19 protein-coding genes are annotated in these 18,918 nt (G+C 63.6%); 4 read left to right on the top strand and 15 right to left on the bottom strand.

Going from position 1 to position 18,918, the window contains the following annotated elements:
• The first annotated feature begins 3 nt into the window (after positions 1–3).
• Positions 4–855, top strand: coding sequence for a methyltransferase domain-containing protein (locus ACQ66M_RS10665; RefSeq protein WP_430403720.1), 852 nt, complete (start codon positions 4–6; stop codon positions 853–855).
• Positions 856–1,090: 235 nt separating this feature from the next.
• Entirely contained in the window at positions 1,091–1,924 is an 834-nt protein-coding gene (locus tag ACQ66M_RS10660; protein ID WP_430403718.1) for a GGDEF domain-containing protein, read from the top strand.
• Positions 1,925–1,930: 6 nt separating this feature from the next.
• On the opposite strand, the gene ACQ66M_RS10655 is transcribed toward ACQ66M_RS10660, so the two are convergent.
• Positions 1,931–4,378, bottom strand: coding sequence for a sensor histidine kinase (locus ACQ66M_RS10655; RefSeq protein WP_350170349.1), 2,448 nt, complete (start codon positions 4,376–4,378; stop codon positions 1,931–1,933).
• Between the two features lie 196 nt (positions 4,379–4,574).
• Here ACQ66M_RS10655 and ACQ66M_RS10650 point away from each other — a divergent pair, with 196 nt between their 5' ends.
• Entirely contained in the window at positions 4,575–5,177 is a 603-nt protein-coding gene (locus tag ACQ66M_RS10650) for a hypothetical protein (RefSeq protein ID WP_430403716.1), read from the top strand.
• Positions 5,178–5,186: 9 nt separating this feature from the next.
• Here ACQ66M_RS10650 and ACQ66M_RS10645 read toward each other — a convergent pair whose 3' ends face one another.
• From ACQ66M_RS10645 to ACQ66M_RS10585, 13 genes are all read right to left on the bottom strand, one after another.
• On the bottom strand, positions 5,187–5,492 hold the full coding sequence (locus ACQ66M_RS10645) for an HPr family phosphocarrier protein (protein WP_350170347.1): 306 nt from the start codon (positions 5,490–5,492) through the stop codon (positions 5,187–5,189).
• Positions 5,492–5,896 carry a PTS sugar transporter subunit IIA gene (locus tag ACQ66M_RS10640; RefSeq protein WP_350170370.1) on the bottom strand — a complete coding sequence of 135 codons (405 nt, stop codon included), beginning with the start codon at positions 5,894–5,896 and terminating at the stop codon, positions 5,492–5,494. Before ACQ66M_RS10640 ends, ACQ66M_RS10645 begins: the two co-directional genes overlap by 1 nt.
• Before the next feature lie 100 nt (positions 5,897–5,996).
• Positions 5,997–6,830, bottom strand: a complete 834-nt coding sequence (gene dapB / locus ACQ66M_RS10635; RefSeq protein WP_350170346.1) for a 4-hydroxy-tetrahydrodipicolinate reductase — start codon at positions 6,828–6,830, stop codon at positions 5,997–5,999.
• A 33-nt stretch (positions 6,831–6,863) separates the two neighbouring features.
• Entirely contained in the window at positions 6,864–7,718 is an 855-nt protein-coding gene (locus tag ACQ66M_RS10630) for an ion transporter (RefSeq protein WP_350170345.1), read from the bottom strand.
• A 35-nt stretch (positions 7,719–7,753) separates the two neighbouring features.
• Positions 7,754–10,147, bottom strand: a complete 2,394-nt coding sequence (gene pheT, locus ACQ66M_RS10625) for a phenylalanine--tRNA ligase subunit beta (protein ID WP_430403714.1) — start codon at positions 10,145–10,147, stop codon at positions 7,754–7,756.
• Positions 10,144–10,776, bottom strand: coding sequence for a hypothetical protein (locus ACQ66M_RS10620; RefSeq protein WP_350170343.1), 633 nt, complete (start codon positions 10,774–10,776; stop codon positions 10,144–10,146). The genes pheT and ACQ66M_RS10620 overlap by 4 nt, the downstream gene beginning before the upstream one ends.
• 11 nt (positions 10,777–10,787) lie before the next feature.
• Positions 10,788–11,864 (bottom strand): phenylalanine--tRNA ligase subunit alpha, encoded by a 1,077-nt coding sequence (pheS, locus tag ACQ66M_RS10615; RefSeq protein ID WP_430403712.1) that lies wholly within the window; start codon positions 11,862–11,864, stop codon positions 10,788–10,790.
• A 123-nt stretch (positions 11,865–11,987) separates the two neighbouring features.
• Positions 11,988–12,350, bottom strand: a complete 363-nt coding sequence (gene rplT, locus ACQ66M_RS10610; RefSeq protein ID WP_045698614.1) for a 50S ribosomal protein L20 — start codon at positions 12,348–12,350, stop codon at positions 11,988–11,990.
• Between the two features lie 42 nt (positions 12,351–12,392).
• The gene (rpmI, locus tag ACQ66M_RS10605; protein ID WP_045698632.1) at positions 12,393–12,596 is read right to left on the bottom strand and encodes a 50S ribosomal protein L35; all 204 of its coding nucleotides are present in this window, start codon (positions 12,594–12,596) and stop codon (positions 12,393–12,395) included.
• Positions 12,597–13,072: 476 nt separating this feature from the next.
• Complete coding sequence (locus ACQ66M_RS10600) at positions 13,073–13,423, bottom strand: I78 family peptidase inhibitor (protein ID WP_430403710.1); 351 nt, start codon at positions 13,421–13,423, stop codon at positions 13,073–13,075.
• The gene (gene infC, locus ACQ66M_RS10595) at positions 13,420–13,959 is read right to left on the bottom strand and encodes a translation initiation factor IF-3 (RefSeq protein WP_350170369.1); all 540 of its coding nucleotides are present in this window, start codon (positions 13,957–13,959) and stop codon (positions 13,420–13,422) included. The genes ACQ66M_RS10600 and infC overlap by 4 nt, the downstream gene beginning before the upstream one ends.
• 97 nt (positions 13,960–14,056) lie before the next feature.
• A complete protein-coding gene (locus ACQ66M_RS10590) occupies positions 14,057–15,094 on the bottom strand; it encodes a glycosyltransferase family 9 protein (protein ID WP_430403708.1) in 1,038 nt (345 codons plus the stop codon).
• Positions 15,095–15,111: 17 nt separating this feature from the next.
• Positions 15,112–16,254 carry a glycosyltransferase family 4 protein gene (locus tag ACQ66M_RS10585; protein ID WP_430403706.1) on the bottom strand — a complete coding sequence of 381 codons (1,143 nt, stop codon included), beginning with the start codon at positions 16,252–16,254 and terminating at the stop codon, positions 15,112–15,114.
• 76 nt (positions 16,255–16,330) lie between these two features.
• On the opposite strand from ACQ66M_RS10585, the gene ACQ66M_RS10580 reads away from it, so the two are divergent.
• Positions 16,331–17,086: an alpha/beta hydrolase gene (locus tag ACQ66M_RS10580; RefSeq protein ID WP_430403704.1), complete on the top strand. Its 756-nt coding sequence runs from the start codon at positions 16,331–16,333 to the stop codon at positions 17,084–17,086.
• Here ACQ66M_RS10580 and ACQ66M_RS10575 read toward each other — a convergent pair.
• Positions 17,083–18,825: a hypothetical protein gene (locus ACQ66M_RS10575; RefSeq protein ID WP_430403702.1), complete on the bottom strand. Its 1,743-nt coding sequence runs from the start codon at positions 18,823–18,825 to the stop codon at positions 17,083–17,085. The two genes, ACQ66M_RS10580 and ACQ66M_RS10575, sit on opposite strands and share 4 nt — an antisense overlap.
• Positions 18,826–18,918 lie beyond the last annotated feature (93 nt).

Genomic DNA, 18,918 nt, shown 5'->3' with positions numbered 1-18,918 from the left:
CACATGAAATACGTACTGACGGCCCTCATCGCAGGCGGCCTGACAACCGCCTGTGCCACGCCCCCTCCCCCTGCCCCGCCCGAGCCCGCCACCCTGTCACCGGTCGAGACCACCACGCCCGCAGCTGCGTCCTCCGCTGCGCCGGCCGAACCTGACGCGCCGGAAGGCTTCGACTATGACAGCGTATTTGGCCAGGATGACCGTCCCGCTGCAGATTATGAGCAGTATGAGGTGCGCAAGTCGAAAGACGTCCTCGCCTTCACCGGCGTTGCGCCCGGCATGACCGTCGTCGACCTCGAAGCAGGTGGCGGCATGTATACAGAACTCTTTTCCCGCGTCGTTGGCGACACGGGAAAGGTCTACATGCAGAACCCGCCCGCCTTTGATGCCTTCCTCGGCGACGCTGTCGGAAAGCGCGTCGACGGGCGTCTTGCCAATGTCACCAAGGTCAAGGCCGCGTTTGACGACCTCTCCGCCGTGCCGGACGCCTCGGCCGACCTCGTGACATGGCTGCTCGGCCCGCATGACCTCTGGTACACGCCCGACGGGGCAGAGCCCGGCGCGATGGGCGACCCGGATGGCGCATTCGCGGAAATCGCCCGCGTCACCCGGCCAGGCGGCAGCTTCGTCGTGCTCGACCACATGGCCCCGCCCGGATCGCCTGCGACAACAGGCGGCGACACCCACCGCATCGACAAGGCCATCCTGATCGCGATGGCAGAGGCCAATGGCTTCACCCTGACAGACGAAAGCGACCTGCTGGCCAATGCCGATGATGATGGCAGCCTGAACGTGTTTGACCCGGCAATCCGCCGCAAGACCAACCGTTTCCTGCTCAAGTTCACCCGGAACTGACAACTGGTCCTGTCGCAGCCATGACACCGGCCGGGAGCGCCTTAGCGACCGGCCGGCTCAATACCTTTCTCCATCGTGCCTTCGCAATTCTTAACGTCAGCACGCAAACTGCATCTACCTGCTTCAGCCCATCTGAACCCCGCTCCTGTAAGTTTCGCCGTTACCGGTGGAGGGTGTGTACGTGGGTCCCAAAAGCTTGTTTGTGCGATGGGTTCGGGAGCGAATGCATCCGAAAATGGAGTCCCAGACCGACGTGCTGCGCGTCGCGATTGGCTCCACTTTCCTGATTCTCGCAGTCATCGCACTTGGTGAACTCGCCTTTTCCATCCTGCTCGGCACGAATTTGTGGATGGACCTCGGGCGCGGCATGATCCTTGGCACCGTGGTCGGCTTTCCCGCCTTCCTGTTCAACGCCGCCGTCCTGCACCAGAATGTCATTCTCCAGCGCAAGTTCCGCAGCGCCTATCGCATCGCGGCCCGCAATTCGGAGGATATCATCAGCAAGAACCAGGAACTCGAAGCGGCGCAGATGCGCCTGGCTGAGCTCGCCAATTCCGATTTCCTTACGGGCCTCGCAAACCGCCGCCGGTTCGAGCAATCCTTTGCTGACGCCTTCGGCGCCGCCGGCCTTGGCGGTGCGCCCTTCACCCTGATCCTGCTCGATCTCGACAATTTCAAACAGGTCAATGATGCGCATGGCCATGACGCGGGCGACGCGGTCCTCCAGCATGTCGCCAAGCGGATCCGCGCAACGATCGGTGAACGGCCCGGTGTCGCCGCGCGCCTCGGCGGCGATGAATTCGCGATCCTGCTCTGGGAAACATTTGATGGTACAGACGCCGCTGCCTTTGCATCGGAACTCCAGGATGTCCTCTCGCGCCCGCATTCCTATCGCGGCAAGACGCTCCACGCGCCATCCACGGTCAGCGTCGGCTTCTATTCCATAGCCTTCAACTCTGCCTCGGAAATGTTCGTTGCGACCGACAAGGCCCTGCTCGGCACCAAGCGCAGCGACCAGATCGGCTTTGCGAAAGCCGACCCGGATGACGAATTTTCAATCGCCATTTAGGCCGTCTTAAGCCCGCGCGTCGGCCAGCATGAGGTCTGGCGTACCGGCATGCACGACCGCCTGCGCCGGCAGCCAGCAGGTCACTTCCAGGCCGCCGCCCTCAACCGGCTTCATGCCGACCGTGCCGCCATGCAGGTCGACGAAATGCTTCACCAGTGCAAGGCCAAGTCCCGCGCCGCGCTGGTCGCCCGACACGAAACTGTCGAAACTGGTCGCGCGCTTGTCCGCCTCCAGCCCCTTGCCATTGTCGCGTACTGACAATGTCACCATGTCGCCAATCCGCTGCGCCGAGACAACAATCTCGCCGCCGGATTCGGTGAATCGCAGCGAATTGGAAATCAGGTTGAACAGGACCTGACGAATGCGACGCTGGTCGGCGCGAATCACGCCCAGCTTGCCCTTGACGTCGGCCCGCACCGTGATCTCGGTGTCTTCGGCTTTCGACACGACCATTTCGATACTCTCGTCGATCACGTCGCGCAGCTGGACATCTTCCAGGTCGAGATCCATGCGGCCCGCCTCGATCATGGCCAGGTCGAGAATGTTCTCGATCAGCTTCGACAAATGGTCAGACGCCGACAGGATGGCGCTGACATAGTCAGACTGGCGGTCCGTCAGCTGACCATTGCGCTGGGTCTCCAGCAATTCGGCATAGCCGAAGATCACGGTGAGCGGCGAGCGCAGCTGGTAGCTGACATTGCGCACGAATTCCGTCTTCAGCCGGTCGGCGGCCTCGAACGCCTCGGCCCGGTCACGCAGGGCCGATTCCACGCGCCGTGTGGCGGTGACATCGGCAAAGGCGATCAGCGTATTTCCATCCGGTAACGGGTGGGTCAGATAGGTCAGGATCGACCCGTCGGAGCGGCGCATCTCGCCAGTCGTCGACTGGCGGGCCCGCGCGGACGGGTCCGTGATGTGGCCCTTGATGGCGTCCCAGATTTCGACATCGTGGAACAGCGGCACACAGGCTTCGATCACGGCCGAGTAATCCGGCTGGTCCTTCAGCAGGTCATGCGACAGGCCCCACAGGCGCTCGAAGGCGTGGTTGAACAGTTTCAGCCGCCCATCCCCGCCGAACACGGCAACGGCCTCGTGCAGATTATCCAGCGTCGAGGTCTGCGTCTTCACGATGGCATTGAACTTGGTCTTCAGGTCCAGCTCGCCGGTAATGTCCTTGAACAGCAGCAACAGTCCGCCCATCGGGTGTCGCTGGCGCGTGACAGACAGGGTCCTGTCATCCGGCAGCGACCAGATGTCTTCCTTCACCCCGTCAATGTCGAGATAATAGGACAATTCCTCGGCGCGCCATTCGGCATAATTCGTCCGCGCCGGAAGTTTGCGGCGCTCGCGCAGCCGGTCCAGCAGCTGGCCATGGCTCGGCCGGTCCAGCAGGAACGTCTCGTCCAGGTCCCACATGTCGCGGAACGCCTTGTTGTAGAAGGTCAGCTTGCGGTCAGCGCCAAAGATCGCCACCGCATCGGCCACATGGTTCAGCGTCTCGTCATGCGCGCGGACATGGCGGTTCAGTTCCTCGCGCGCATTTTCCTGCGCCGTCACGTCGAACGCCATGGCTCCTGCCCCGCCCGACAGCGGGAAGGTCAGCACACGCATTGCGCGGCGCTCACCCTTGATCACCATGTGGCGCGTCTCGTCGATATCGAGGCCTTCGGAAATCGTCTTGCGCGCCTGTTCGGCAGCCGCCTGGTCCAGCATCAGCTGGCGGTCCAGCACACGGTCGAGATTGATGCCATCCACCGCTTCGATATAGGCCGGGTTCACCCATTGCAGTTTGCCCATGCCCGACACGCGCCAGGCCGGGAAAGGCGACTTGCCCAGCATGTCGAGAAAGGCCGTCGGGTCGCGCGCAATCACCTGGCGCGCCTCTTCCAGCTTGCCGCGGGCGGAGCTTTCTTCCAGTCCCTTGATCGTTGTATCCGTTACCCAGACAACGGCGCGGGCCCCGGCCGTGCGGCCGTCCGCCTCGAGAAACCGGCCGGACGGGCCGATAATGGTCAGCGAAAAGGCCTGTCCTGTCTCACGCAGCTCGCGCAGGCGAATGCGCAGCGTCGTGTCCTGCCCCGCACTGTCGCGCGCCTCAAGGTCAGCCAGGCCCTCGATAATGCGCACCGCAGGGTCCATCGACAGCGCATCGTCGGTAAAGCTCAACAGGCCGGCCAGCGCCACCGGCGAGCCATACAGTTCCGGCGGAATGATTTCATCACCATCGGCTTCCAGCGCATTGCCCTGCCAGACAAGAATCACGCCGGGATGCGCACCGAGGACTGACCTGTGCTCTGCCAGCGTGGTTTCAAGCTGTGCCGACCGGTCGCGAAACTTGCGCGCAGCGCCGCGCGCACCATCCGAAACCCGCAATGCCCACAATAGTGCCGCCAGTCCCAGCGACGCCGCGCCAGCGGACATGATGATCGGCACCTGGTCTGCACTTATCGCCATAATCTTCCAATTCCATCGCCGAATCAGCCGCTATCAGGCAGCCACAAGAAGTTAACGGAATGCTCCCATTCCATTAAGGCGGCGTTAACGCGACGGTAAGACCAGCGCACGGGGCGCGCAAGGTAACTGAATCGTCATGTTGCAAATAAACAACAGCCGCATACCATGCTTCATGGCCATTCCACAGGTACCCCACATGCGCCCATTTTTTCTGGCAACTGCGCTTATCGCGGCCCTCTGTCTCGCCGCGCCCGCCTCCGCACAGGAGGCCGTCACGCCTCAGTCCGTTAACCTCGTGAATATCCCGGACGAGGACAGCGCCGAGGGCGATGACATTGTCCGCCTTCCCGGCCAGGGCGAGATGAAAAGAGGTGAGCGGCGCTCACGCCACGCTGCGGGCCGTCTTCTGCCCGGTGGCGGCCTGGTCATGAGTTTTGACGCAGACGACAATGGCCGCGTGACGCCGGAAGAGCTGAGATCGGGGGCAATTGCCGCCTTTGCCGTCGCCGATACCAATCAGGACGGCCGGCTCAGCGCGCTGGAACAACAGGACTGGGCCCACAGCCTGCCGACACGCGATGACACCCTGGCCAATCCCGTGCGGTTTGACCCCAATCTGGACCGGGTCGTATCGGAGGGAGAATTCGTCGCCGTGGTCGCCCAGCTCGCCACTACTTATGCAGACGCGGATGGCAATATCTACGTGGCCAAGCTCGAAGCGCCCGAACCGAAGGCATCAGACAACAAGCGCCAGTGGAGTGATCTGGAAGAACCGGACATCTTCGCCCGCGTCGAATAGGCCCTGTTTTCAGCAGATTTCGTCGTCCGGGCCACGTTCGCCGAAACCTTCGGCGATCAGGCTGGCAATTGCCGTGACCGCTTCGGCCGCTTCAGGCCCCTCGGCCCGCAATTCGACCTCGCACCCCGTATGGGCCACCAGCATCAGCAGGTCCATGATCGACCGCGCATCAGCGCATTCGGCCTCATGATACACCGTGACATGGGCATCGAACTGGCCTGCGAGCTTCGACAGGCGCGCAGACGCCCGCGCGTGCAGGCCCTTGCGGTTCACGATCATGACGCGCTGGGAGGCTGTTGTCGTCGCCTTCTGCACTAGGTCGACTTCGCCAGCAGGTCGGATGCGATACTGATATATTTGCGGCCAGCCTCTGCTGCCACCTTGGCCGCCTCGGCCAGCGGCAGGGTTTCGCGCACTTCAGCCAGCTTGATCAGCATGGGCAGGTTGACCCCCGAAAGCACCTCGATATTGCCCACCCCCATGATCGACATGGCCAGGTTGGACGGCGTGCCGCCAAACATGTCCGTCAGGATGATGACCCCCCGGCCGCTGTCACAGGATTTGGCGGTTTCGCGAATCTGGTCGCGCCGCGCCTCGATATCGTCCTCGACCTCGATGGAAATCGAGCGAAAGCAAGGCTGTTCGCCCACGACATGTTCCGTCGCGGCGACGAGTTCGCGTGCAAGCTTGCCGTGGCTGACGACAACAATGCCGATCATGCCGGAACCTTCCAGGGCCATTCTTTACGAACTTGTCATGCTGCCACGCCTCAGCGCCGCGTCAACCCTGATTCAGCCGTTGCCCTGAAGGGCCGGTGTGTCACGCCTCAACCAGCCCCAGCACATCATCCATGCCATACAGGCCGGGCTTGCGGCCCTTGACCCAGTTTGCCGCCTGCACGGCGCCATGGGCAAAGACCTGCCGGTCGAGCGCGGTGTGGCTCAGCGTCAGGATTTCCATGTCCGAGCCGAAGCTCACGGCATGTTCGCCAATCACATCCCCCATCCGGCGTACGGAAAAGCCGATCTGCCCGGCCTGCCTTTCACTGTCAGGGCCGTCATAGGGCGGGCTGCGCAGGTCATCCAGCATGCCGCCCCGCCCTTCGGCGGCCGCATCGCCCAGCATGAGGGCCGTGCCCGATGGCGCGTCCACCTTGCGGCGGTGATGGGTCTCCTGGATTTCGATGTCCCAGCCGTCGCCGAGCCGACCGGCCGCGATCCGCGTCAGCGCCTGCAACAGGTTGATGCCAAGCGAGAAATTGCCCGCCTTCACGATCGCAAACTGCGCCGCGGCGCGGGCGATTTCCTGCTCCTGCGCCACGCTGAATCCGGTCGTTCCGATCACGACGCCGCTGACCCGCGTATGCTTGAGCGCGTCCAGCGCCGCCAGCGTGGCCTCGGGCCGGGTGAAATCGATCCAGACATTGGCATTGCCGGCCGCAGCAACCGGATCGGTTACCGGACGGATACCGAGTACCTGCCGCCCGGCCAGTTCGCCAATGTCGCGGTCAAACGGCCCCTTGCCCGGCGCTTCGGTGCCGCCCGCAACAGACAGGCCCGCATCCAGCGCGCTCGCCACCAGCTGGCGCCCCATGCGCCCGGCAACGCCGGCAATCGCCACGCTGAATTCGCTCTGGTTTTCTGTCTCGGTCATCGGGTCCTTTCCCATGCGCAGGCTGCATCCGCCTCAGGTCTTGTCCATATCCGGCGTTACACCGGCCTCTGCGTCGCCTTCCTCCACCCTGTCCTTCAGCTTGGCAAGCTCACGCTCGCGCAGCTCGTCCGAAAAGGCGCTTGCAAACACACCGGCCGGCAGGGCCACAACGCCAATGCCGGCAAGAGCAATCACCGAGGCAAAGATGCGCCCCAGCGGCGTCACGGGATAGACGTCGCCATAGCCCACCGTGGTCAGCGTCGCGATGGCCCACCAGATGGCCCGCGGGATGGACTGGAACATCTCCTGCTGCTTGCCGCCCACGCCCTCGATGAAATAGAGCGCCACGGCCGACACATAGACCAGCGCCAGCGCCATCGCGAGCGTCGTCAGAAGCTGCGATCCGGCCCGCTGGACAGCGGCTCCCAGCACATCAAACGCCGGCACGAAGCGCGCCAGCTTGATCAGGCGAAACAGGCGAAAGACGCGCAGAGCAACCAGCGGCATCCCGCCACCCAGGATGAGGACAATCATTTCAGGCAGGAAGGCCAGCAGGTCCGCAATCGAATGGAAACGCGTCATGTAGTACAACCGGCCACGGAACCCGGCAAATTCCTCGCTCAGCCCGCTGACATAGACGCGCATCACATATTCGAGGGCAAAAACCGCGACCACGACGACATTGAAAATATCGAAGCCCAGCTGCCATCCGGGGCGCGACGTCAGCGTTTGCTCGGTCTCCAGTGCCAGCGAGACGAAACTCAGCAGGACCAGAACGATGATCAGCCAGTTGATGCGCGAGATGCCGCTCTCGCGCGCTTCCGGCACCAGTTCCTGATACAGCCGGTGACGCAGGCCCTGCTGAACGGCGATTTGGTGCACTACCATCGGCAACAGGGCCCCTACCCGGAAACGCGAAATCCCTAGCCTCTTAGCACGCCGCCAGTGCCTTTGGCGACAGAGGCGACAACCCGGTCCATCAGGCCCTGAATGTCTTCATCCGTCATCTTCTCGCGCGGCTGGATCATGATTTCGAAGGCGACCGATTTCTGTCCCTCCGGCACGCCCTTGCCCTGATAGACATCGAACACATCGGCCGAAACGATCAGCTGCTTGTCCGCACCCGTCGCATGTTTGACCAGGTCAGCTGCCGGCACGGTCCCGGCCACAAGGAAGGCCAGGTCGCGCCGGATCGGTGTCAGCTCGGCGCGTTGCAGCACCGGCTTTGTCTTCGTCGGCTTCACCTTCATCTGCGGCAGCGCATTGAGGTTCAGTTCAAACCCGAACACCGGCCCGTCAACGCCCATCGCCTTGAGCACACCCGGATGCACCGCACCGAAATGGCCAACGGTCACTTTCGGCCCCAGTTTCAGGCAGGCCGCCTGCCCCGGATGCCAGTGAGGCTGGGTCGGCGGTGCCACAAGGAACCGCTCGCCCGGCTGGCCCAGCGCATCCAGAACGGCAAACAGGTCGGCCTTCGCTGCATAGGAATCATAGGCATGCGGCGCGCCCTGCCAGTGGCGTTCACTGGCCGGACGCACAATGCCCGTCGCAGCCCAGCGCTGGTCCTTGGGGCCATCGCCCAGATAAACCGGGCCAACCTCGAACAGGCGTGCGCCGCGCTCACCATGATTGGCAGCGCGCTGTGCGGCCACCGCCAGGTTGCCGATGATCGACGGGCGCATCTGGTTGAGCTCGCTCGCGACCGGGTTGGCCACGGTCAGCGCCGGGTCAAGCTTGCCGAACAGCGCCGCATGACCCTTCGCCATGAAGCTCCATGTCACCGCCTCGAGGAATCCTCGCGACGCCATCACGCGGCGCGCCACGCGCACCCGTTCCTGGATTGGTGTCGTGATCGCCCTGCGCCCGCCTGCCGGTTCCGGTAGCGACGTTACCGGCAGCGAGTCATACCCGATCAGCCGCGCCACTTCCTCGACCAGGTCCGCCGACTGTTCCATATCGAACCGGAAGCTCGGCGGCAGAAGATACCAGGCATCTCCTGCATCCTCGATGTCGAATTCCAGGTCCTTGATGATGCGGCGCATTTCCGGCAGCTTCACGACAAGGCCCGTCAGGCGTTCCACATCGGCCGGATAGAAGGTCACCTTGTCGATCCGTGCCGGGATGGACCCTGCCACGTTCAGCTTCGACACGGTTCCTCCGCCATGCGCCAGGATCAGTTCCAGCGCCAGGTTCACCCCGTCAACACAGCTTTGCGGGTCCACGCCGCGCTCGAACCGGTAGCGCGCATCGGAATGGATACCGGTCGTCCGGCCCGTGCGCGCCGTACGCAGCGGATCGAACCAGGCGCTCTCTATGAACACGTCCACGGTCTCGGCCGACACCGCCGTCGAGGCCCCGCCCATCACGCCGCCCAGGCCGATCACGCCGCTGCCATCGGCAATCACGCACATGTCCGGCGTTACCTTGTAGGTCTTGCCGTCCAGCGCATCCAGCGTCTCGCCAGCCTTGCCCCGCCGCGCCACGACAGCCCCGCGCAGCTTGGCCGCATCATACACGTGCAATGGCCGCGCGCGGTCCAGCGAGATATAGTTGGTCACATCCACGAGCAGCGATTTCGGCTGGATACCCACCGCCTTGAGGCGGGCCTGCATCCAGTCTGGCGACGGACCATTCGTCACGCCCCGGATCATCGCCCCGGCAAACATCGGGCACGCATCCGGTGCTTCCAGCTTTATCTCGACCGGGCAATCATAGCTGCCGGGCACTTTCTTCGCGTCCGACCGGATGAACCGGCCGGCACCCGCCGCCGCCAGATCGCGCGCAACGCCCTGCACACCCAGCCAGTCCGGCCGGTTCGGCGTCACTTCAAAGTCGATCACCGGATCGTTCAGTCCAAGCGCCTCTGCCGCAGGCATGCCCAGCGGCAGGGAATCGTCCAGGTCGGCGATGCCGTCATGGTCCTCGCCCGCATTCAGTTCCTTGGTGGAACACATCATGCCGTGGCTCTCGACGCCGCGAATGGCGCGCGGCTTCTTGTCCAGCGCAAAGTCGAGCCCCGGAATATACGTGCCCAGTCCGGCATAGATCGCCGTCATGCCCGCGCGCGCATTCGGCGCGCCGCACACAATCTGCTTGGTCCCGTCCACCGTCTCCACCGTGCACACGCGCAGCTTGTCGGCGTCCGGATGCGGCACCGCCTCGATCACCTTGCAGACGGTGAAATCCTTCAGCGTCTGGTTCGGATCGATAACCTCCTCGACCTCGAGCCCGGCTTTCAGCATCAGCGCCAGAATTTCATCGAGCCCCGCCTTGGTCGCAAGGTGATCGGTTAGCCAGGATAGGGTGAATTTCATGGGCGTGCGCCCTCCTGAGTATCGTTGTTTTCGCGTGGCTTGCTTTGCAGGGCCGCGACCGCAGGCAGACTCTTGCAGCTCTCAACCTCGCTGGGCCGGCCGTAGTTTTCAGAACTGGTCACCCAGCAATCATCGAGGATGGAGCAGTAACAGACGAACAGGATGGCCGGGTCGCGCTCGCCCTGCAGGATCTCGCTGATCCTTTCCTGGAAGCGTTGGTTCGAAGCGTCCGAATACGGCCAGGCAAGACTGAAGGGCTCTGTGGCGCGACCATAGCGCATCACGCGTCCGGAGACGGACTCGTTGCTGATCATTGGCGCATCAAGGCCTTCCGGCATCATGTAATTGTAGAACCTGGAAAAATCCGTTGTCTGTTTCTCACCGGGGATCGTGATGACGTACCGCTCCAGAAAGGCCGGGCCGACACCTGCACTCTCGATGCGCATGCGATAGACAAGGCTTCCGTTCTCGACACTGGTGATCTGATCGATCTGCAACAGGGGCCACACATCCGCCTTCTGCTGAAGACGCATGACACGCGCCTGGTCCCAACCAATATACAAAGCGACAACGCTGGTAATCACCGCGCAGACGGCGATCAGCATTTCGGCTTTGTTTCCATTGCCCATCACGATTCAACCTAGCTCAATCCGCCGCTCACGGACGGCGTGGTCCACGGCGCAAAACCGTAATGGCGGGTCCATTGCGGGTCCGCTTCGAAATAGGGCCGCAGGTCCGGCATGCCATATTTCAGCATGGCCAGGCGATCAACGCCCATGCCGAAGGCAAAGCCCTGATGCGTCGCCGGGTCCAGCCCGCAATTGCGCAGCACGTTCGGATGCACCATGCCGCAGCCCAGCACTTCCAGCCAGTCCGTGCCCTTGCCCACCTCAACCATGCCGCCTTCGCGCAGGCATTGCACGTCCATCTCGGCCGACGGCTCGGTGAACGGGAAGAAGTGCGGGCGGAAGCGCGCCACGACATTGTCCACCTCGAAGAAGGCCTTCACGAAGTCGATCAGGCAGCCCTTCAGGTGCCCCATATGGATCCCCTCCTCGATGACGAGGCCCTCGACCTGGTGGAACATCGGAGTATGCGTCGCGTCCCAGTCATTGCGGTAGACGCGGCCCGGCACCAGAATGCGCAGCGGCGGCTTCTGGCTCATCATGGTGCGCACCTGCACCGGGCTCGTATGCGTGCGCAGCACTTTCGGGTCGCCGCCCTCGGGCGCCTCCAGAAAGAATGTGTCATGCATCTCGCGCGCCGGGTGGCCTGAGGGAAAGTTCAGCGCGGTGAAATTGTGCCAGTCATCTTCAATGTCCGGGCCCTCGGCCACGGTGAAGCCCATGTCGCCGAAGATCGCCGCGATCTCCTCGAACACCTGCATCACCGGGTGCAGCGTGCCGGCGCGCGGGCCGGGCGCCGGCGGCAGCGTCAGGTCAACCTGCTCGGTTGCCAGCTGCGCTTCCAGCGCTTCGGCCTCCAGCGCCGCCTTGCGGACACGGACCGCCTCATCAACGGCCACTTTCAGCGCGTTCAGTTTCGGGCCGTTTTCCTTGCGCTCTTCCGGGCTCATCTTGCCCAGCGCGCCCATCAGGCCCGACACGCGGCCCTTCTTGCCCAGCTCGGCCACACGCACGGCGTCCAGCGCGTCCAGGCTCGCTGCGCCCGCGATCGCCGCAAGCGCCTCTTTCTCTATCGTTTTGATATCAGACAAGGTTTCAGCCTCTCCTGGGATTCTGCGCGCTTTCTAGTCGCTTCGGGTCATCATGCAAACGCCAAAAGGAAAAGCCCGGCCTTGGGGGCCGGGCTCTCCTGATTCGCAGCACGTGGGTGCAGCCTAGGCGAGCGCGGCTTTCGCCTGCTTGACCAGTGCACCAAACGCGTCGGGTTCGCGGATCGCGATGTCGGACATGACCTTGCGGTCAACTTCGATACCAGCCTTGGTCAGGCCGTCGATGAAGCGGCTATATGTCAGCTCGTCATCGTGGATGCGCACAGCCGCGTTGATGCGCTGGATCCAGAGCGAGCGGAATTTGCGCTTTTTGACCTTGCGGCCGACATAGGCGTACTGGCCGGCTTTCCAGACAGCCGCATTGGCGTTCGAGAACGTGTTCTTCGAACGGTTGCGAAAGCCTTTGGCCTGCTTGATGATTTTCTTGTGACGGGCGTGGGCCGGCACTTTATTGCGTGAACGGGGCATGGTGGCCTCCTAAGTCAAGATCGGGGGAAAAGCGGGAAAAGCCTAGAGGCCGTAAGGCAGGAACTTCTTCATGACGCGGGCAACATCAGCGTGCGCGGCCACTTTCGTGCCCCGGTTCTGGCGGATGTATTTCGCATTATGGCTGCTAAGACGGTGGCGTTTACCCACAACACCGTGCTTGAGCTTTCCGGTTGCCGTGATCTTGAACCGCTTTGCAGCGGCTTTCTTGGTCTTCATCTTCGGCATTTTCATCTCCTTTAGCGAGCTCTCACCCGTGGGCGGCCCTTGGTCAGTTCATGAGCAGAGGGGCATGCCGTTCGCCCGCACCACTCGGAAGAGGCGGCTTATGACGGATCAGGAACAGAGAATCAAGAGGCCAGATGCCCGATTCAGCAGGCGTTTGCACCGCAAATCGCCGGAAAAGCGAGGGCCCTTCCTCCACCCGTGCCGTGCCAATGCACAGCGCCGCCGGAAAAAGCGCCGAATCTGTCCGACCGGAAGGCATTCCGGTGCAGTACCGGCCCTGGCATGACAGCGGGTCTTCCGCCCGGTGTCATGCGGGCCACAAGCCCCGGCAGCGGAGGGACAGGGTAGGTGACCCTGTCGATCCTGTGTCTTGTCATATTGCGAAGCGGCCCCTGTTCCTCCGCCCGCCACACAATCGGAAACCGGAGGGCCAAACCGCCCGTCCGGCTTTTACTGCTGCCATCAATCCAGCTAGATCACCCGCACTTCAGGCCGATCACCGTTCCGGCCTCGTCCGTCAGCACGTTCAGGCGGCCTTCGACATAGTCCATCGTCACCTGCGTGTCCGGCCCGACGATGCGGGCGCGGTCCGGCAGATCGACGGCAGGAATGCTCGCGGCCGGTTGCCCGATATAGGATTCGAAGGCGGCCATCCCGCACGTGTCTTCAACGCGGTCCAAAACATCCATCTCCGGTTTTGCCACACTGTCAGGCTCGGAAACCCCGGCAGAAGGCGCCTCCGCTTCCGGCTCGACCGGCACAGGGGCGCTGCACGCGGCCACCATCATCAGGGCCAGGCCCGGCAGCAGGCTCGCAAGACGCCTCATCGCGGTGCCAGGACCATCGTCATCTGACGGCCTTCAAGCTTCGGCTCGGTTTCCACTTTCGTCGTCTCCTCGAACTGGACCTTCACCCGCTCGAGCAATTGCATGCCCAGATGCTGGTGCGCCATTTCGCGGCCACGGAAACGCAGGGTCACCTTCACCTTGTCGCCATCCTCGAAGAAACGCTGCATCGCGCGCGCCTTGACCTCATAGTCATGCGTATCGATGTTCGGGCGCATCTTGATCTCTTTGAGTTCGCTGGAGCGCTGCTTCTTCTTGGCAGCCGCCTTCTTCTTGCGTTCTTCAAAACGCAGCTTGCCATAGTCGAGAATCTTCACGACCGGCACTTCCTGGTCAGGGGAAACTTCCACAAGGTCCATGCTCGCCTCGCGCGCCGCATCAAGGGCTGCTGCGAGGGGCATCACGCCCTGTTTTTCGCCGTTCTCGTCAATCAGGAGAACCTTGGCGGCGGTGATGTCTTCATTTGTGCGTGGGCCAACCTGTTTCTGTGGTCCACCCTGGTCTGGTCTGCGAGCTATGGCCTGTCTCCTTTGTGGCTGTTCATAGGCTTGGCGAATATGCCAGTGGTTGGCCTATTCATCAAGGCGCTTCGGTTGTGCGCTATTTCAGCTGAAGTCAAGCAGGCAACAGCCCAAGCGCCCTGACCGACTGCCAGACATCATCCACGCTCAGCTCTTTCAGCGTCGGGGCCGAATTGATGATGACCGGCTGTTTCGGGCCGCGCGGGGCGGAATGGTCCGGGTCGCTCTCGGTCAGCGCGAACAGGGCGATGCCCGGCGCGCCAGCCAGCGTCGCCATGTGCATCGGACCGGTATCATTGCCCACCACGAAGAGCGCCTTCTCCGCCAGCGTCACGATCTGGAACAGGTCGGTGCGGGTCACCAGATTCTTCACCCGCGGTTCTCGGCGCACGATCTCATGCGCCAGCGGGCCTTCCGCCTTGCCGCCTATGATCACCGGCATGATGCCCCTGTCAGCAATCCGCGTCGCCAGTTCGGCATAATTCGCTTCCGGCCAGCGCTTGGCCTCGCGGTGCGCCGAGGCGCCAGGTATCAACAGCATATAGGGCTGGGTCAGCGCGAAATAGGCCGGCTGCAGGCGCGGCGTGTCGCCCAGCTTGTGGCGCACCCATGACAGGTCCGGGAATGGCGCACTGGTCCCCAGCCACCGCCCGCCGGGCGCCACGCCCGCCACTTCCAGCTGCTCGGCCAGCCGGTCGATCGAGTGCATCCTCCCGCGCTCGGCATTGTCATGGAAGAAGGCCGCCTTCTCGTGATGGCCCGACCAGAGCGGTGCCTTGCCCGACCGGTTCAGCGCCGTGAAATAGTTCCGCGTCCGTCCGCTGGTCTGGAAATCATAGACGATGTCGTAATCGGTCTTGCGGATGCGCTGGATCAGCGCCGCCGTCGCCTTCATGCCCTCGGGCCGGCCATCGGTCTCGACCCGGTCGACATAGGGGCACAGTTTCCCGAATTCCTCGAAGAAAGGCGTCGTGAGCAGGGTGATCCGCGCCGACAGGTGCATCTCGCGCACGGCCTTCATCGCGCCCAAAGCCAGCACAAAGTCGCCCAGCGCGCTCAGCTTGATAACGAGCACTTCCCTGGCCTGGGCACCGGGGTTAACCGGGCTCATCTCTGTGTCTGTCTTCGTCATCCCTGTGTATCAGGTCCCTACTCCAGCAGTCGCTTATAGACATGAAGCGTCGCCGCCTGAAGCCCCCGCTTGGAGAAATGCGCCCTGACATGCGCCTGGCCGGCCTTTCCCATGCCCGCCCGGGCCGATGCGCCAATGTCCAGCAGGGCCCTTATCGCCCCTGCCAGAGCTGCCGGATTGCCCGGTTCGGCCCGCGCGCCGGTTTCGCCCTCGATCACTGTCTCGCGCCCGCCGCCATGGTCAGCCACGATCACGGGCCGGCCCATGGCCGATGCCTCCACCGCGACGCGGCCAAAGGCTTCCGGCCTGATCGACGGGGTCAGCACCACGTCCGCCGCCAGGCACGCGGCGGGCATGTCGCGCTCATGCTCGGCCAGCAGAACCGTTCCGCCCAGTCTGTGCGCCAGGATCGCGTCTTCAAGTTTGGTCACATAGCCGGCCCGCCCCTGCGGATCGCCCGCCAGCACCAGAACAAGGCCCTTCAGCTCCTGCACTTCCATCATGCCCAGCGCCTCGATGGCGACCAGCTGGCCTTTCCACTCGGTCAACCGTCCCGGCAGCAACAGGGTCAGGCGCTTGTCGCCCGCAATGCCCCAGCTGGCGCGGACCGCCTCGACCCGTTCCGGCGCCACCGCGGCCGGATCAAACCGCTCAAGGTCCACGCCGCGCGGGATCGTCACGATCCGCTCCGGCGGCACGCCATGCTCGGCGGCCACATGCGCCGCAATCCAGTTCGAATTGGCAATCACGAGATCGCCCTTGGCCATCACCGCATTATAGGCCCGTTTCAGCCTTGTCCTGCCCGAATAGGCCCCGTGATAGGTGGTCACGAAGGGCACGCCCGCGGCCTTTGCTGCCCAGTAGGCGCTCCAGGCCGGCGCGCGCGAGCGGGCATGCACAAGGTGAACGCCCTCGCGCGCAATCAGGCCCTTCAGCTGATGCGCGTTACGCTTCAGCACCAGGGGATTCTTGGACTTGGCATCCATCCGGAACAGCTCGCCGCCCAGCGCCGCAAACTCATCTTCCAGCCGTCCGCCCTTGCTGGCCAGCAGGGCGCGGCCACCGGCAGCGACAATCGCCTCGGTCATCTCCAGCACGGTGCGCTCGACACCGCCGGCTGACAGTTCGGGCGCCACCTGAAGGATGGTCTTGCCGGTCATGTCCGGGAAATCGTCCAAAGCCGCTCTCGCCCCTCGCTCGCTTGACAGGCGAAACAGATGGAGGAACGGAAGGGTTATGACAACGACCTATTTCACCACACCCGGCGGCAATCGCCTCGCCTTCCGCCGCCGCGCCGCCAGTGCCGGCCAGCTGACCTTTGTCTGGATGTGCGGCTTCAAGTCCGACATGACCGGCTCCAAGGTCATGCGTCTCGAGGACTGGGCGGATCGCACCGGCCACGGCTTCCTCGCCTTTGACTATTCCGGTCATGGCCAGTCAGACGGCGCATTCGAGGACGGCACGGTCAGCCAGTGGCGCGCCGACGCGCTCGCCGCCATCGACAGCCAGACAGATGGTCGGCTGGTCATTGTCGGCTCCAGCATGGGCGGCTGGATGGCCCTGCTCGCCGCCCTCGCCCGCCCGGACCGCGTGAAGGGCCTCATTCTCATCGCGCCCGCGCCGGACTTTACCGAAAAGCTGATGTGGCCGGAATTCTCCGCCGCCGCCCAGGCCGAGATCATGCAGCAGGGCTACACGCTGCGCCCGTCAGACTATGACGCGCCCTATGTCATCACCCGCGCGCTCATCGAGGATGGCCGCCAGTGGCAGATCCTCGACGCGCCCATCGCGTTTGACGGCCCTGTCCGCATCCTTCAGGGCATGCAGGACGCGGACGTGCCATGGACCCATGCCGCCCGCCTCGTCGATGCGATGACTGCCAGCGACCTGACAATCACCCTGATCAAGGATGGCGACCACCGCCTCAGCCGCGAGCAGGACATTGCCCGCCTGCTCGCAACCTGTGACGACATGGCCGCAACCCTGGCCTAGAGCCGCGAACCGTCGAGCTCCACATCCGAGTTGCGCCAGACAATTTCGAACATGTGCGTCATCTCGGCGGCCTCTTCGGTCTTGTCCTGCGCCTTCAGCGCCTTGATCAGGCCCGACATCGACCAGCCATTGTGCGGATAGTCTTCAAGGTCCTTGCGGTATACCGCTTCAGCCTCGGCATGCCTGCCCGCCGCGACCAGCGCCTCGCCCAGCGATTGCCGCGTCGGATAGTACCAGAATGGCGGCTCCATGTAGGGCAGCGTATCCTGCGCCGTGACCGCAAGGGTAAAGTGCGCAATCGCCTCGTCATGGCGCGCCTCGGCGCTGGCAATCTCGCCCTGCAGCAATTCATCCGCAATCGTCAGCAGCGTGCTGGCCGGATAGTCCGCCGTATCGAGGAAACTGATCTGCACGCTGCCCTTCATGCCGGCCAGCGCCGCGCGCTCTTCCTGCGCCGCTTCGAGTGATCCGGTGCGGGCGGCTGCCACGCCGCGGGCATAATGCCAGATGGCATTCGAGTAATCGAGCGTCTCCGGCGGCTGCGGGGTGGCCAGAACGTCCGCCCACTGCCCGAACTGGACCAGCGACAATAGCGGGATCGTCTTGAAGAATTCGACCGTCGGGAATTGTTCAATCTGCTCCAGGCGAACATTGTCCGCCACTTTCTGCCCGGCCTCCAGCGCCATCTCGCGCTGGCCCGACATGCTCGCCGCCGCCCACAGGAAGTGGATATTGTGCGGGTAATACAGGGCCGGATAGAAGCCCTGCGCATTGCACTGGGCAATATAGTCCTCGTCGACCTTGGCCGCCGTGATATTGGCCTTCGCCGCATCGTCATAGCGCCCGACGCGCCAGAAGATGTGCGCCGGCATGTGCACAAGGTGGCCAGATCCCGGGACCAGCCCGGCCAGCCTGTCGGCCTCGTCCTCGGCCCGGCCCGGATCGCTGGAAGCTTCCACCGCGTGGATATAAAGGTGCAGCGCCAGCGGGTGCTCCGGCGCCTTCGCGATAATATCCTCCAGCGTCGCGATCACCTTCACCGTCTCCGGCTTTGGTTCTCCGTCGGCGGACCAGTAGTCCCACGGCATCGTGTTCATCCACGCCTCGGCATACATGGCCGCTGCGTCATGGTCGCCTGGATGGTCGGCCACGTATTGCCCCATCGCCTCGGCATAGGCCACGTCCAGCGGCTCGCGCGAGGTGGCCGGGTCGCCATTGTAGCGTTTCGCCATGGCCTCGATCAGCGCCTGTTCGGCCGGGCTCGCACTCTCCTTCAGTGCAATCGCCTTGTTGATCGCCGCAAAGGCCGAGGCCCTGTCGGCATCGGACATCACCGCCTTGCCCTTGCTGGTGACATTGATGTTCGGCCCCGTCGCCATGGCCTCGCCCCAGAAGCACATCGCGCACGCCGGATCGAGCGTCTGTGCGGCCCTGAACGAACGGATCGATTCGGCGTGGTTGAAGCCAAAGGCCAGCACCATGCCCTGGTCGAAATATTTCTGCGCGTCAGCGCTCGAGGTTGTGATTTCGCGGTGGAAATCGCCCATGCCCTCGAACAGCGGCGCGCCGGCCATCGCCGCGACATCGGGCGCTTCGGCTTCAGGTGGCGTCGCCGCCAGTTCCGCGACCGGCGCCACTGCCGTGTCCGCCTCCTCCGGGCCATGCATCCACTCTTTGATATGGCTGCAGCCGGTCAGTGCGATGGCGCTTACAGCCATCACCATAATCTTGTGTGTCATTGTCCGTCCCCTTGTCACGGGGCCTGCCAGCCAGACGGTCTGAAGGCCCGGTCTGTTGATAATTCTCCCTTAGCACGAATCCGTGCGGCAGTG

The sequence above is a fragment of the Hyphomonas sp. genome, assembly GCF_965284475.1.
Classification (GTDB): Bacteria; Pseudomonadota; Alphaproteobacteria; order Caulobacterales; family Hyphomonadaceae; genus Hyphomonas.
This window is presented reverse-complemented; position numbering and strand designations above follow the sequence as displayed.

Coding starts and splice junctions, on each gene's coding strand:
- rplT (WP_045698614.1), bottom strand. CDS start 12,350: ATGCCCCGTTCACGCAATAAAGTGCCGGCCCACGCCCGTCACAAGAAA.
- ACQ66M_RS10600 (WP_430403710.1), bottom strand. CDS start 13,423: ATGAGGCGTCTTGCGAGCCTGCTGCCGGGCCTGGCCCTGATGATGGTG.
- ACQ66M_RS10620 (WP_350170343.1), bottom strand. CDS start 10,776: ATGGGCAATGGAAACAAAGCCGAAATGCTGATCGCCGTCTGCGCGGTG.
- pheT (WP_430403714.1), bottom strand. CDS start 10,147: ATGAAATTCACCCTATCCTGGCTAACCGATCACCTTGCGACCAAGGCG.
- ACQ66M_RS10665 (WP_430403720.1), top strand. CDS start 4: ATGAAATACGTACTGACGGCCCTCATCGCAGGCGGCCTGACAACCGCC.
- ACQ66M_RS10585 (WP_430403706.1), bottom strand. CDS start 16,254: ATGACCGGCAAGACCATCCTTCAGGTGGCGCCCGAACTGTCAGCCGGC.
- ACQ66M_RS10655 (WP_350170349.1), bottom strand. CDS start 4,378: ATGGCGATAAGTGCAGACCAGGTGCCGATCATCATGTCCGCTGGCGCG.
- rpmI (WP_045698632.1), bottom strand. CDS start 12,596: ATGCCGAAGATGAAGACCAAGAAAGCCGCTGCAAAGCGGTTCAAGATC.
- ACQ66M_RS10580 (WP_430403704.1), top strand. CDS start 16,331: ATGACAACGACCTATTTCACCACACCCGGCGGCAATCGCCTCGCCTTC.
- ACQ66M_RS10590 (WP_430403708.1), bottom strand. CDS start 15,094: ATGACGAAGACAGACACAGAGATGAGCCCGGTTAACCCCGGTGCCCAG.
- dapB (WP_350170346.1), bottom strand. CDS start 6,830: ATGACCGAGACAGAAAACCAGAGCGAATTCAGCGTGGCGATTGCCGGC.
- ACQ66M_RS10630 (WP_350170345.1), bottom strand. CDS start 7,718: ATGGTAGTGCACCAAATCGCCGTTCAGCAGGGCCTGCGTCACCGGCTG.
- ACQ66M_RS10660 (WP_430403718.1), top strand. CDS start 1,091: ATGGAGTCCCAGACCGACGTGCTGCGCGTCGCGATTGGCTCCACTTTC.
- ACQ66M_RS10650 (WP_430403716.1), top strand. CDS start 4,575: ATGCGCCCATTTTTTCTGGCAACTGCGCTTATCGCGGCCCTCTGTCTC.
- ACQ66M_RS10575 (WP_430403702.1), bottom strand. CDS start 18,825: ATGACACACAAGATTATGGTGATGGCTGTAAGCGCCATCGCACTGACC.
- ACQ66M_RS10640 (WP_350170370.1), bottom strand. CDS start 5,896: ATGATCGGCATTGTTGTCGTCAGCCACGGCAAGCTTGCACGCGAACTC.